We start from the raw sequence: 13,838 nt of genomic DNA, 5'->3' as shown, positions 1-13,838 counted from the left end.
CTACCTGCTGCCCGCGCCCTCGTCCAGCAAGGCCGGGTCGATGTACGTCGCAAAGCTGCGCGCGTACCGCGGCCGCAGATGGCCGATGTCCTTGTAGGCCGGCGAACCGTCGTCCGGCATGCTGCGAATGCACTGCCCGCCCGCGCAGAGGCTGTCGAAGGGCGCGATCACCTGCGCCCCGTTGGCTTCCGCCACCTGCCTGAGTCGCTCGTTGAACTGCGCCTGATCGAGCGGCATCGGCGCCTTGCCCTGGCCGCTGGCCGCCGTCATGCCGCCCAGCCGGCTGCCCTGGATCTGCTTGAGCGGATCGAAATCCATCCCGACCGGATTGCCCAGCACCAGGTACACCTTCTTGTGCGCCGAGATGCGCTTGAGCACCGCGCCCAGCGACTGCAGCGACAGGTCGATGCCGTCCCCATTCAGGAACGGATGCACGACCTTCATGTCGTCCACAAAGTAGTTCACGGTCGGCCCGGCGCCGGTGAAATAGCAGCTCCAGCAGGCCCCGATCACTACCGAGTCGATCTCCGGCTTGAGCGCCAGGTCGAGCACCGCGGTACGCCGCTCGTCGCAGCCGGTGTCCGCGCCGCTGAACAGGCCCGGCACAGGCGGGCATGAGCCCTTGGTCGCGAAGTAGACGGTGCGGGCCTTGTCGGCCTGCGTGCGCACCAGCTCGAGCGCGCGCGGTGCGTACTGCTCCACGTGGCTGTCGCCGATCAGCAGCACGTTGTGCTTGCCGGTGCCGGCGCGGTAGACGAACTGGCCGTCCAGCGCAGCCTCTTCGAAGCCGCCGTAGTAGTTGTCTTCGCGCGTGGCGTCGGCCACCGCCTGCAACGCCTGGCTGTCGTTGCGCGGCAGCGGCGTGCCCAGAAACACCAGCACGCCGGCCAGCGCCAGTGCCGCGCCGCCGCCGGCCAGCCCGCGCAGCACGCCGGGCGAAAGGTGCAGCTTCACGAAGCGTTCAAGGAACCGGTACGTGGCCCAGGCCAGCACCACAGAAGCCACCACCATCGCGATGCGCACCTGCAGCGAAGGCTCCCCGCCCGCGACGATGCGCGCGTAAGACAGCAGCGGCCAGTGCCAGAGGTACAGCGGGTAGCTGATCAGCCCGATCCACACCATCACCCGGTTCGACAGCAGGTAGCGGTTCAGCACGCCGTGCGGTCCCGCGGCAATGCAGCTCACCGCGCCCAGCACCGGCAGCAGCGCCCACCAGCCCGGAAACGCCTTGGTGCTGCGCGTCATGAACAGGCCCAGCACGATCAGGCCCATGCCGACGACCGACTGCACATGCTTCACCCAGGAACGACCGTCCCCCGAAGCACCCGAGCCACCCGAGCCCACCGGCGCATTCATCGCCTGCAGCCGCATGGCCGCCAGCAACCCGCCGGCCATGAGCTCCCACGCGCGCGACAGCGGCGAATAGAACGCCGCCGCCCGGTGCGGCTGCACCGTGAGCACATTGACCAGGAGCGACAGCGCCGCAACCGCCAGCGTCACCCGCAAGATCGGCCAGCGCTTGCGCCACGCCAGGCCCAGCAGCAGCGGCCAGAAAATGTAGAACTGCTCCTCGATGCCCAGCGACCACAGGTGCAACAGCGGCTTGGTCTCGGCCGTGGCGTCGAAGTAGCCCGCCTCGCCCAGGAAGACCAGGTTGGCAAAGAACGCCGCCCCGCCGGTGGTCTGCTTGCCCAGTTGCGAGAACTCGCCCGGCAGCAGCACATACCAGCCGAAGGCCAGCGTGGCCAGCAGCACCAGCACCAGCGCCGGAAAAATCCGCCGGATGCGCCGCGCATAGAAGTCGCGGTAGCTGAAGTCGCCCGCGGCCAGGCTTTGCAGAAGAATGGTCGTGATCAGGAAGCCCGAGATCACGAAGAAGATGTCGACCCCGATGAAGCCGCCCGGCAGCAGGCTCGGAAAGGCGTGGTACGCCAGCACAGAGCCCACCGCGACGGCGCGCAGGCCGTCGATGTCGGGGCGGTACTTGGGGTGCATGCTGTGCTTCGCTCAGCGCGCCGGCTGTGGTGCCGCCGCAGCGCGCACCGTGCGGTCGAAGTAGCTCGCCTGTTCGCGCGTGTAGCGCGGGCGCAGGTGGTCGGCGTCCTTGTAGGCGGGCGCACCGTCGGGCAGCGTGCGCAGGCATTGGTCGTCCTTGCACAGCACCGCCATCGCGTCGATCGGCTCCGCGCCGCTCGCCAGCGCAATCGCGCGCAAGCGGTCGTTGAGCTGTTTCTGGTCGGCCGGCAGCGGCGCCGTCGGCGTGGAGTTCAGCACCTCCATGTGCGTCAGGCGGCTGCCCTCGATCAGCCGCTTGGGCGAGAACGCCTCGCCGGCCGGGTTGTCGAGCAGCAGGTACACCTTCTTGTGGCGCGCCAACTCGCGCAGCGTGAACTCCATCGAGGCCAGCGAACGCTCGATGCCATCGCCGTTCTGGAACGGGTGCACCTTGTTGCTGCTGTCGCGAAAGTAATAGTCGGTGGCGCCCTTGCCCAGGAAGTAGCAGTTCCAGCAGCCGCCGATCACCACCGAGTCGATCTCCGGGCCCAGCGCATAGGCCAGCATGGCGTCGCGCCGCTCGGCGCAGCCGATGTTCTTGTCCGCGTTCACACCGGGCACGGCCGGGCAGGCGCCCTGGGTTGCGAACCAGGCCGACGTGTCCGGCATCGACAGCGTGCGCGCCAGTTCCATCACGCGCGGCGCGTACTGCTGCACGTGGCTGTCGCCCACGAACAGCACCCGCCTGGGGCCGCCACCGACCTTGTAGATCAGCTGCTCGCCGATCTGGTCGAGCTTGAAGCCGCCGTAGTAGTCGGCGTCCAGCGTGGCGTTGGCCACGGTCTGCAGCTTGTCGCTGCTGTTGCGCGGCTCGGGCACGCCCAGGAAGATTGCAAGGCCGGCCAGGGCCACCAGCACCATGCCGGCGCCCAGCGCCTTCAAGGTACCGGGCCCGGGGCGATTTCTGGTGAAGCGCTCCACGAAGCGGTAAGTGGCCCAGGCCAACAGCGTACTGGCCACCATCGCGGCCACGCGGTAGGCCGGCACCGGGTGCAGCGGGTCGGCCTCCACGATGCGAACGAAGGCCAGCAGCGGCCAGTGCCACAGGTACAGCGGATAGCTGATCAGCCCGACCCACACCATCACCCGGTTCGACAGCAGGTACTTGTTCAGCACGCCCGTCGGGCCGGCCGCGATGCAGCTCACCGCGCCCAGCGTGGGCAGCAATGCCCACCAGCCGGGAAACGCCTTGTTGCTGCGGATGATCACCAGGCCGAGCACGATCAGCCCCACGCCCAGCACCGACTGCACATGGCTGCGCCAGGCGCTAGGCGCCGGCGGCTTCAGCCGCATGCAGGCCAAAATGCCGCCGACCATCAGCTCCCAGAAGCGCGAGGCCGGCGAGTAGAACGAAGCCGTGGGCAATGGGTGCACGGTCGTCACATTGACCACCAGCGACACCGCCGCCACCGCCAGCACCACGCGCACCATCGGCCAGCGCTTGCGCCAGGCCAGGCCCAGCAGCAGCGGCCAGAAAATGTAGAACTGCTCCTCGATGCCCAGCGACCACAGGTGCAGCAGCGGCTTGGTTTCGGCGGCCGTGTCGAAGTAGCCCGACTCGCTCCAGAACAGCAGGTTGGCAACGAACCCGGCGCCCCCCACGGTCTGCTTGCCGAGTTCCGTGAACTCGTCGGACAGCAGCAGGTACCAGCCGGCGAGCAGCGTTGCCGCCAACACCACAATCAGCGCCGGAAAGATCCGCCGCACCCGCCGTGCGTAGAAGTCGCGGTAGGTGAAGTCACCGGCCGCAAGGCTCTGAAGAATGATGGTCGTGATCAGGAAACCCGAGATCACGAAGAAGATGTCGACCCCGATGAAGCCGCCCAGCAGCGCCGTCGGAAAGGCGTGGTACAGCACCACCGAGCCCACTGCGAGCGCGCGCAGCCCATCGATGTCCGGACGGTACTTGGGATGCATCAATCAGGGGGCTGGCGCAACCACGGGCGGCGCCACGAACGGCAGCCCGCGCTCCTCGCACAGCCACTGCAGCACCGGGAACGCGCCCGGCAGCACCGGCGTCACGTCCAGCGGCAGTTGCTGCCAGGCCATCTGCTGGCTTTCGCGCATCTCGAACTCGCCGCTCCAGGCCGTCACCTTGCACCAGTGCAGACGCACCAGCGCATGCGGGTAGTCGTGCTCGGTGACCTTCCAGACCTCGGCGCCTTCTATGGTGATGCCCAGCTCTTCATGAAGCTCGCGCCGCAGCGCCTGCTCCACGGTTTCGCCCGCTTCGATCTTGCCGCCAGGAAACTCCCAGAAGCCCGCATAGGCCTTGCCTTCGGGCCGGGTCGACAGCAGCAGCGCGTCGTCGGACAGGCGAATCAGAACGCCGACCGCGACTTCGGTGTGCTTGCGAGGCTCGCTCACGCGGGGGCCCGCCCCGTGTCTCGCCCTGCATAGTCACGGGCGAACTGATACGCCACGCGCCCGCTGCGCGACCCGCGTTCCAGCGCCCACACCAGCGCCTCCGGCCGCGCGGCCTCGATGGCGGCGGGCGACACGCCGAACGACGACAGCCACTGGGCCACGATCGTCAGGTACTCGTTCTGGCTGAACGGATAGAAGCTCACCCACAAGCCGAAGCGCTCCGACAGCGAGATCTTTTCCTCGATCACTTCACCGGGGTGCACTTCGCCGTCTTCGGTGTGGGTGTACGAGAGGTTGTCCTTCATGTACTCGGGCAGCAGGTGGCGCCGGTTGCTGGTCGCATAGATCAGCACGTTGGGCGTCGATGCGGCAATCGAGCCGTCAAGAATCGACTTCAGCGCCTTGTAGCCCGGCTCGCCCTCGTCAAAGCTCAGGTCGTCGCTGAACACGATGAACTTCTCGGGCCGCTGCGAAACCACCTCGACGATGTCGGGCAGGTCCACCAGCTCGGCCTTGTCCACCTCGATCAGGCGCAGGCCCTGCGGCGCATAGGTCTGCAGGCAGGCACGAATGAGCGACGACTTGCCGGTGCCGCGCGCGCCCGTCAGCAGCACGTTGTTGGCCGGCTTGCCGTCGACAAACTGCTGCGTGTTGCGCGCGATCTTTTCCTTCTGAACGTCGATTTCCTTCAGCGAATCGAGCGACATTGCGGCCACATGCTTCACCGGCTCGAGCACGCCGTGGCCCGAGTTGCGGCGGCGGTAGCGCCAGGCGATGGAGGCGTTCCAGTCCGCGGGCGCGGACAGCGGCTGCGGAAGAATCGATTCGATGCGGGCAATGAGCTGTTCGGCGCGCGCGATCAGCTGCTGAAACTGCTCGTTCATGACCGGTAGTCGGCGTTGATGGTCACGTAGTCGTGGCTCAGGTCGCAGGTCCACACGGTTTCGCTGGCGTTGCCGCGGCCCAGGCCAATGCGCACAGTGATCTCGCTCTGCTTCATCACGCGCTGGCCGTCTTCCTCGCGGTACGACGGGTTGCGCCCGCCTTTCACCGCCACGTGCACGTCGTCCAGAAACAGGTCGATGCCGGTCTGGTCGAGGTCGGCAATGCCCGCATAGCCGACGGCCGCCAGAATGCGGCCCAGGTTGGGGTCGCTGGCAAAGAATGCGGTCTTCACCAGCGGCGAATGCGCCACGGCATAGGCCACCTGCTTGCACTCGGCCGCGTCCTTGCCGCCTTCCACCTGCACGGTGATGAACTTGGTCGCGCCTTCGCCGTCGCGCACGATGGCTTGCGCCAGCAGGCGGGCCACGTTCTGCATGGCAGCCACAAGCGCCTGGCCATCGGCCGAGTCGAGCGCGGTGATGGGCGCGTGCGCGGCCTTCTGCGTGGCGATGACCACGAACGAGTCGTTGGTCGAGGTGTCGCCGTCGATGGTCACGCGGTTGAACGAGGCATCGGCCAGCAGCTTGGCCAGCGGCTGGATCAGCGCGGCGTCGATCTTCGCGTCGGTGGCCATGAAGCCCAGCATGGTCGCCATGTTCGGGCGAATCATGCCGGCGCCCTTGCTGATGCCGGTGACGGTGACCGTGGCACTGCCGATCTGCACCCGCTGGCTGAACGCCTTGGGGATCGTGTCGGTGGTCATGATGCCTTCGGCCGCGCGCGCCCAATGGTTGGCGTCGGCATCGTCCAGCGCGGCCGGCAGGCCCGCTTCGATGCGGTCCACGGGCAGCGGCTCCATGATCACGCCGGTCGAGAACGGCAGGATCTGCTCGGGCGCAATCTCCAGGTGGCGCGCCAGCGCGATGCAGGTGGAACGCGTGCGCATCAGGCCGTCTTCACCGGTGCCGGCGTTGGCGTTGCCGGTGTTGATCACCATCGCGCGAATGCCGTAGTCGGCCGCCAGGTGGTCGCGGCAGACCTGCACCGGCGCGGCGCAGAAACGGTTCTGGGTGAACACGCCGCCGACCGCCGAGCCTTCGTCGATCAGCACGACGGTCAGGTCCTTGCGGTTGGCCTTGCGCACGCCCGCTTCGGCCACGCCGATGCGAACGCCGGGCACCGCGAACAAGGCGGCGGGATCAGGGGCGGACAGGTTCACGGGCATCGAATTTCTCTCGGTGAAAGGTTCTGGAGATCAGCTCAGCTTGCCGTGGCACTGCTTGAACTTTTTTCCGCTGCCGCAAGGGCACGGGTCGTTGCGGCCCACGCGACCGAAGGCCGCGGCCTCGGCGCTGATGGCGCCCGCACCGGCGAATGCCGCGCGGCGCTGGCTCTCTTCGTCGACACGCACCTCGACCTCGCCGGTTTCGGTCGGCGCGCTGTAGGTGATGTTGGCCAGGTTCTCGCCACGGCTTTCCAGCGCTTCGGCGGCCTCTTCGAGCTGTTCGCCCGACTGCACGCGCACCGTCATCAGCTGGCGGGTGACTTCGTTCTTGACCGAGTCGAGCAGCTGGCCGAAGAGCTCGAAGGCCTCGCGCTTGTACTCCTGCTTGGGCTGCTTCTGCGCATAGCCGCGCAGGTGGATGCCCTGGCGCAGGTAGTCGAGCGAGGCCAGGTGTTCGCGCCAATGCGTGTCGATGCTCTGCAGCAGCACCATGCGCTCGAACTGGGTGAAGTTCTCCTGGCCGATCAGCGCCACCTTGGCGTCGAAGCTTTCGTTGGCATGCGTGAGCACCTTCTCGACGATGTCTTCGTCGGCAATGGCTTCCGCGGCCTCGACCTCCTGCTTGAGCGGCATGTCGATGCCCCACTCGTTCGTCAGGCTCTTCTCCAGGCCTGCCAAGTCCCACTGCTCTTCGACCGATTCGCTCGGCACGTACTGGCGCACCAGGTCGGTGAAGCAGCCTTCGCGCAGGCCGGCAATCTGCGCCGTGAGGTCGGTCGCATCGAGGATGTCGTTGCGCTGCTGGTAGATCACCTTGCGCTGGTCGTTCGACACGTCGTCGTACTCGAGCAGTTGCTTGCGGATGTCGAAGTTGCGCGCCTCCACCTTGCGCTGCGCGCTCTCGATGCTGCGCGTGACGATGCCGGCCTCGATGGCCTCGCCGTCGGGCATCTTCAGGCGGTCCATGATCGCCTTCACACGGTCGCCCGCGAAGATGCGCATCAGCGGATCGTCCAGGCTCAGGTAGAAGCGCGACGAACCCGGGTCGCCCTGGCGGCCCGAACGACCACGCAGCTGGTTGTCGATGCGGCGCGACTCATGGCGCTCGGTCGCAATGATGCGCAGACCGCCCAGGGACTTCACGAACTCGTGGTCCTTGGTCCATTCGGCGCGAATGTGCGCAATGTCGGCTTCCTTGGCGGCAGCGTCGCGGCCTTCGTCGTTCTCGACCGCCTCGATCATCTTCTCGATGTTGCCGCCCAGCACGATGTCGGTACCGCGACCGGCCATGTTGGTCGCGATGGTGATCATCTTCGTGCGGCCGGCCTGCGCCACGATGTCGGCTTCGCGGGCGTGCTGCTTGGCGTTGAGCACCTGGTGCGGCAGCCCGGCCTTGTCGAGCAGGGCGTCGATGATTTCCGAGTTCTCGATCGACGAGGTGCCCACCAGCACCGGCTGGCCGCGCTCGTAGCACTCGCGAATGTCCTGAATGGCCGCTTCGTACTTCTCGCGCGTCGTCTTGTAGACGCGGTCGAGCTGGTCGTCGCGCTTGCTGATGCGGTTCGGCGGAATGATCATGGTCTCCAGACCATAGATTTCCTGGAACTCGTAGGCTTCGGTGTCGGCCGTGCCGGTCATGCCAGCCAGCTTGCCGTACAGGCGGAAGTAGTTCTGGAAAGTGATGGAGGCCAGCGTCTGGTTCTCGGCCTGGATCTCCACGCCTTCCTTGGCTTCCACGGCCTGGTGCAGGCCGTCGCTCCAGCGGCGGCCGGTCATGAGGCGGCCGGTGAACTCGTCGACGATGACCACTTCGCCTTCCTGCACCACGTAGCTCTGGTCGCGGTGGTATAGGTGGCGCGCGCGCAGCGCCGCGTTCAGGTGGTGCATCAGCGTGATGTTGGCCGGGTCGTAAAGCGACGCGCCATCGGGCAGCAGGCCGAACTCGCCCAGGATGCGCTCTGCGTTCTCATGGCCGTCTTCGGTCAGAAACACCTGGTGTGTTTTCTCGTCGACCGTGAAGTCGCCGGGCACCGTGACGCCTTCGCCGGTGCGCGGGTCGGCTTCGCCTTCCTGCTTGGTCAGCAGCGGCACCACCTTGTTGATGGCCAGGTACATGTCGGTGTGGTCTTCGGCCTGGCCGCTGATGATCAGCGGGGTGCGGGCTTCGTCGATCAGGATCGAGTCCACCTCGTCCACGATCGCGAAGTTCAGCACGCGCTGCACCCGGTCGCCGGGCTCGTACACCATGTTGTCGCGCAGGTAGTCGAAGCCGTACTCGTTGTTGGTGCCGTACGTGATGTCGCTGCCGTAGGCGGCCTGCTTTTCTTCGCGCGGCATCTGCGGCAGGTTGATGCCCACCGTCAGACCCAGGAAGTTGTAGAGGCGGCCCATCCAGGTCGCGTCGCGGTTGGCCAGGTAGTCGTTCACCGTGACCACGTGCACGCCCTTGCCGGACAGCGCATTCAGGTACACCGGCAGCGTGGCGGTCAGGGTCTTGCCCTCACCGGTGCGCATTTCGGAGATCTTGCCGTTGTGCAGCGCCATGCCGCCGAGCAGCTGCACGTCGAAGTGCCGCATCTTCATGATGCGCTTGGAGCCCTCGCGCACGGTGGCGAAGGCTTCGGGCAGCAGGTCGTCCAAAGATTCGCCCTTGGCGGCGCGGTCCTTGAACTCCTGCGTCTTGGCGCGCAGCCCGTCGTCGCTGAGCTTCTCGAACTCGGGTTCGAGCGCATTGATGCGTTCCACCGTCTTGCGATACTGCTTGAGGAGCCGATCGTTGCGACTGCCGAAAATCTGGGTCAGGAAGTTGGTTGCCATGGGTGGAGATGGGCGGGCACCTGAGACGACAGGCACTACGACCGGATTCCCTAAGATATGGTGAGAGCAGTTGGGCGCGCCCTCTTCAAAAACAAGTTTTGAAAGCGAGCAGCCTTTTTTCCGGCGCGAACGCCGGCAAACCGGGCATTTTAGCTGTCTTGTTTCTAACCCCTGGATTACCCATGTATCGCCGCACGCCCCCCCCCATTTCGCTGCAGCAGGCAGCGGAAGGCTCGCCCACCCTGGGCAGCCTGATGGCGCGTGCCCGCGACACCGCCGAGCGGCTGAAGGCGGTGGAAGGCCTGATTCCCCCCGCCATGCGCGCCGCCATCCTGCCCGGCCCGGCGGAGGGCGACGTCTGGTGCCTGCTGGTCAAGGGCAGCGCCGCGGCGGCCAAGCTGCGTCAGCTGTCTCCCATGCTGGTGACCCGGCTGAAGAACAAGGGCTGGGACGTGGCGACGATCCGCATCAAGGTGTACACGGGCGGACGCTGACCCTGCATCGCCTTGTTTTTATTTTTCGTCTGGAAGTAGATAATATTTCCAAATGACACCTTCGCCCCTCTCGACACTTTCGACACTCCCCACGGCGCCCGCCGACGCCCAACTCTTGCTGCTCGACAAGCACCAGGTCGACGCCCTCCTCTCTCCCGACGACGTGCTCCAGGCCGTGCGCGAGGCCTTCGTGCTGCACAGCGACCGCGAAGGCCGCGTGTTTCCGGTGGTGCGCGAGCCGCTGCGCACGGGCGGCGTGTTCGGCATCAAGTCGGGTGACGTGCAGGCACAGGGCCTGCTCGGCTTCAAGGCGGCCGGCTTCTGGCCCGCCAACCGGCAGCGCGGCGGCGAGCCGCACCAGGCCACGGTGCTGCTGATCGACCCCGCCACCGGCCGGCCGCTGTGCGTGATCGACGGCAACACCGTGACCACGGTGCGCACCGGCGCCGCCGGCGGGCTCGGCCTGCGGCAGCTCGCGCGGCCCGACAGCACGCGGCTGTGCCTGTTCGGCACCGGCGTGCAGGCGCGCATTCAGCTCGACTTCGCGCTGCGCCTGATGCCCTCGCTGCGCGAGGTTCTTTATGTGAGCGCCGACGGCCGGCGCAACGCCGCCTTCGAGGCGCATTTCGCCGGCCGTTGCGCCATTGGCCCCGCAAGCGACCGCAATGCGGCCGTCGCCCAGAGCGACGTTGTCGTCACCGCCACCCCGGGCGGCGGCGCGCTGTTCGACCTGGACGCCGTGCAACCCGGCACCCACCTGAACTGCGTGGGCGCCGACACGCGCGGCAAGCGCGAACTGCCAGAGGGCCTCTTGCAGCGCGTGCGCCTGGTCGTGGACGACCGCACGCAGGCGCAGCAAATCGGCGAGACGCAGTGGGCGCCGGACACGCAGAGCCTGGAGCTCGGCGACCTGCTGAGCGGCAAGGTGCCTTTCGAGCGCGCGCCCGGCGACATCACGGTGTTCGACATGACCGGCCTCGCGCTGCAGGACCTGACCGTTGCGCGCCAGCTGCATGCGCGCGCGCTGGAGACCGGCGCGGGCACACGCATCGCGTGGCCCTGGTAAGTTGGGCGACATGAAAAAGCAGCCGAACAAGCAGTCCAACGCGCAGCTCCTTGAGATGCTGCGCACCATGGCCCAAGGCCTGGGCGAAACCTTTGCGCCCTTCTGCGAGGTGGTGGTGCACGACCTGAGCAACCCCGAGAACGCGATCTACGCCATCGAGAACAGCCTGAGCGGCCGCGAGGTCGGCCAGTCGGCCACCGAGCTGGGCCTGGCGCGCATCCGCGACCCGGAGTTTCCGGCGGTGATCGCGAACTACGCCAACACCTTTCCCGACGGACGCAAGGTCAAGAGCACGTCGATCGGCGTGAAGGACGAAAGCGGCGAGTACGTGGCCGCGCTGTGCCTGAACGTCGACCTCACGCTGTTCCAGAGCTTCCAGGGCGCCATCTCGCAGTTCACGCGCATCGACGACAAGGAGGTGCACGAGCACCTGGATGTTGGCGGCGCGCACGCGCAACGCATCCATGCGCGCATCGACGAATTCGCGGCCACGCGCGCCACCACCTCGCGCTCGCTCAGGCCGGCCGACCGCAAGCAGCTGGTGCAGGAGCTGAAGAAGGCGGGCCTGCTGGAGGTGCGCCGCGGCGCAGAGATAGCGGCGGCGCACATGGGCGTGTCGCGCGCCACCGTTTACAGCGACGCGAAGTAGCGCACGCCCCTTCGCCGAAAAAACTCAGCTGGCGCGATCAGGCCAGCTCGGGTCGCCGGCCGCGTTGGCGGTCAGCATCAGCACCACGTGCGCGTCGGGTGCAATGGCGTTGCTCTCGCGCAGCTGCTGCAGCGCGGCCAGGCCGCCGGCCGCGCACAGCTCGGCGCTGACGCCGGCCGCGGTGAGCAGCCTGCGCGCGTCACGCGCCTGCTCGTCGTTCACCACCACCGCGCCGCCGGCGGTTGCGGTGGCCGCCTGCCACTGCAGGTAGGTGACGGTGGCGCCCGCGGTGGAAAACTGCGCGGTGTGGCCCGGGTAGCTGCCGTTGATGGCACCGCCCGCGAACACGCGCGACAGCCGCGGAAACGGCTCCACCAGCCAGAGCCTGGGCAGACGCGGAATGCGCCCGGCCGCCAGCAGGTCCCGAAAGCCCGCGTAGATGCCCCAGGCCAGGTCGCCCCGTGCGGTCGGAACCACGATGTGGTCGGGCAGGCCGCCGTCGGTCACGCATTCGAGCGCAATGGGCTTGTAGCCCTCGATGGCCAGCGGCGCGCTGCCCAGCGCGGGCAGATGGTAATTGGTCAGCGCGAAGTAGCCCGGGTGCTGCGCGCGGTCGCGCACGAAGGCCCAGCGGCCCGCGTTGTCGGCAAACACGTAGCGCCGCGCGCCCAGCGCGTCCAGCTGGCGGGTGTAGGTGGCCGGCATGCCTTCGTAGGCGGCCACTTCGCAGCCCAGGCCCGCGGCCCAGGCGTAGTGCGCCGCCGACACCGCCGCATTGCCCGAGGAGGCCAGCACCACCGTGTGCGCGTCGAATTCCAGCGCCTGCGCCACGCCCATCGCGGTCATGCGGTCCTTGTGCGAGCCGGTCGGGTTGCACGACTCGTCCTTCAGCGACAGGCGCGCCACGCCGAACTGCCGGGCCAGCTCGGGCATGTCCTGCAGCGGCGTGCGGCCCTCGCCCAGCGCAAAGCCCGCGTTGTAGGGCATCGGCATCGTCTGGGCGCTGTCGGGCAGGTAGCTGGCGCGCAGGGCCACGTGAAAGCCGGCGCGCCGACAGGCCGGGCAGCCGTCGTGCGTGAGCGTGACCGGGTAGAGCGCGTCGCAGCGCAGGCACTGCAGGCCGCGCAGCAGCGGGTTGCGCAGCGGCTTGGGGGTGCGGTCCCGCACCACGCCCAGGGGATTTGCCGCAGGGTGCGCAAGCAAATCCGAAGGCGGAACGGCGAACTTGAAGTCCAGAACGGGCGATGTCGTCACAGGGTGGGTGCGGTGAGGGATTTGCCCAAATCTTAAGCAATTGCAAATAATATTCAGACGGTACAAATACTCAACCGATAAAGAAACTTATCGATGCGGTTCACAGAAATCGAAACCTTCCGGGCCTTGATGCGCGCCAGCTCCACGCGCAAGGCTGCGGCCTTGCTGCATGTGACGCAGCCGGCCATCAGCCAGTCGCTCAAGCGGCTCGAGGCGCAGGCCGGCATGCTGCTGTTCCAGCGCACCGGCGGGCGGCTGGTGCCCACGCCCGAGGCGCGCGCGCTGTGGGTGGAGGTGGAGCGGGTGTTCATCGGCATGGACGCCATCGAGCACCGCGTGCGCAGCCTGCGCGACTTCGGCGTGAGCCAGCTGGAGCTCAGCTGCTTTCCCGCCTACGGCCTGGGCTTCATGCCGCGCGCGCTGGCGCGGCTGAAGGCGCACCGCGGCGCGAGCCCCTGGCCGCAGGTGTCGCTGCAGTTGCTGAGCTCCAAGGACGTGCGCGACCGGGTGGCCATGGGCATCTCCGACTTCGGCCTGATGGCCGACGAGCTCTCGCTCGAGGGCATCGACCACTCGACCTTCTCGCGCATGAGCGGCGTGATCGTCATGCCACCCGACCACGCGCTGGCCCGCTTCAAGACCATCAAGCCCGAACAGCTGGCGGAGGCGCCCTTTCTGGCGCTCAACCCCGAAGACCCCTCGCAGCAGCGGCTGGAGGCGGCCCTGGCCCCGCATGGCGTGGCGCTGCGGGTTCTGGTGCAAACGCCCTACGGGGCCAGCGTGTGCGAGATGGCGCTGCGCGGGCTGGGGGTGGGGGTGGTCAACCCGATCACCGCGCTCGACTACGCGGAGCGCGGGCTGGTGGTGCGCAAGTTTTCAGTGGACGTGTACTTCACCTGCCTGCTGGCGCTGCCCGCGGGCAAGGCGCTGTCGGCCACGGCGCGCGACTTCATTTCGCTCATGCGCCAGCAGCTGGCCGATGACGAGAAGCGGATGCAGCACCACCTGCGCTAGCCAGCCAGCGCC

At 67.5% G+C, this 13,838-nt stretch carries 11 protein-coding genes; 4 read left to right on the top strand and 7 right to left on the bottom strand.

Translation table 11 applies throughout. The annotated features are described in order from the left end of the window. From VLK31_RS26205 to secA, 6 genes are read right to left on the bottom strand one after another with little or no spacing between them, the layout of a single operon-like run. Positions 1-1,995: an acyltransferase family protein gene (locus tag VLK31_RS26205; protein ID WP_409171397.1), complete on the bottom strand. Its 1,995-nt coding sequence runs from the start codon at positions 1,993-1,995 to the stop codon at positions 1-3. Positions 1,996-2,007: 12 nt separating this feature from the next. Next, on the bottom strand, positions 2,008-3,972 hold the full coding sequence (locus VLK31_RS26200; protein WP_409171396.1) for an acyltransferase family protein: 1,965 nt from the start codon (positions 3,970-3,972) through the stop codon (positions 2,008-2,010). 3 nt (positions 3,973-3,975) lie between these two features. Further along, positions 3,976-4,422 carry an NUDIX domain-containing protein gene (locus tag VLK31_RS26195; protein ID WP_409171395.1) on the bottom strand — a complete coding sequence of 149 codons (447 nt, stop codon included), beginning with the start codon at positions 4,420-4,422 and terminating at the stop codon, positions 3,976-3,978. Further along, positions 4,419-5,306, bottom strand: coding sequence for an ATP-binding protein (locus VLK31_RS26190; RefSeq protein WP_409171394.1), 888 nt, complete (start codon positions 5,304-5,306; stop codon positions 4,419-4,421). Before VLK31_RS26190 ends, VLK31_RS26195 begins: the two co-directional genes overlap by 4 nt. Beyond that, positions 5,303-6,532: a bifunctional glutamate N-acetyltransferase/amino-acid acetyltransferase ArgJ gene (gene argJ / locus VLK31_RS26185; protein WP_409171393.1), complete on the bottom strand. Its 1,230-nt coding sequence runs from the start codon at positions 6,530-6,532 to the stop codon at positions 5,303-5,305. The genes VLK31_RS26190 and argJ overlap by 4 nt, the downstream gene beginning before the upstream one ends. A gap of 30 nt (positions 6,533-6,562) precedes the next feature. Then, positions 6,563-9,349: a preprotein translocase subunit SecA gene (secA, locus tag VLK31_RS26180; protein ID WP_409171392.1), complete on the bottom strand. Its 2,787-nt coding sequence runs from the start codon at positions 9,347-9,349 to the stop codon at positions 6,563-6,565. A 182-nt stretch (positions 9,350-9,531) separates the two neighbouring features. On the opposite strand from secA, the gene VLK31_RS26175 reads away from it, so the two are divergent. The 3 genes from VLK31_RS26175 to VLK31_RS26165 are packed head-to-tail and all read left to right on the top strand — an operon-like array spanning position 9,532 to position 11,558. Then, complete coding sequence (locus tag VLK31_RS26175) at positions 9,532-9,843, top strand: hypothetical protein (RefSeq protein ID WP_409171391.1); 312 nt, start codon at positions 9,532-9,534, stop codon at positions 9,841-9,843. A 52-nt stretch (positions 9,844-9,895) separates the two neighbouring features. Beyond that, positions 9,896-10,909, top strand: a complete 1,014-nt coding sequence (locus tag VLK31_RS26170) for an ornithine cyclodeaminase family protein (RefSeq protein WP_409171390.1) — start codon at positions 9,896-9,898, stop codon at positions 10,907-10,909. 10 nt (positions 10,910-10,919) lie between these two features. After that, positions 10,920-11,558 carry a transcriptional regulator gene (locus tag VLK31_RS26165; RefSeq protein WP_409171389.1) on the top strand — a complete coding sequence of 213 codons (639 nt, stop codon included), beginning with the start codon at positions 10,920-10,922 and terminating at the stop codon, positions 11,556-11,558. Between the two features lie 24 nt (positions 11,559-11,582). Here VLK31_RS26165 and VLK31_RS26160 read toward each other — a convergent pair whose 3' ends face one another. Next, the gene (locus VLK31_RS26160; protein WP_409171388.1) at positions 11,583-12,812 is read right to left on the bottom strand and encodes a pyridoxal-phosphate dependent enzyme; all 1,230 of its coding nucleotides are present in this window, start codon (positions 12,810-12,812) and stop codon (positions 11,583-11,585) included. 93 nt (positions 12,813-12,905) lie between these two features. On the opposite strand from VLK31_RS26160, the gene VLK31_RS26155 reads away from it, so the two are divergent. Next, on the top strand, positions 12,906-13,826 hold the full coding sequence (locus VLK31_RS26155) for a LysR substrate-binding domain-containing protein (protein WP_409171387.1): 921 nt from the start codon (positions 12,906-12,908) through the stop codon (positions 13,824-13,826). The last annotated feature ends 12 nt before the right edge of the window (positions 13,827-13,838 follow it).

The sequence above is a fragment of the Variovorax sp. H27-G14 genome (genome assembly GCF_046156345.1).
In the GTDB taxonomy this organism is placed as follows: domain Bacteria; phylum Pseudomonadota; class Gammaproteobacteria; order Burkholderiales; family Burkholderiaceae_C; genus Variovorax.
This window is presented reverse-complemented; position numbering and strand designations above follow the sequence as displayed.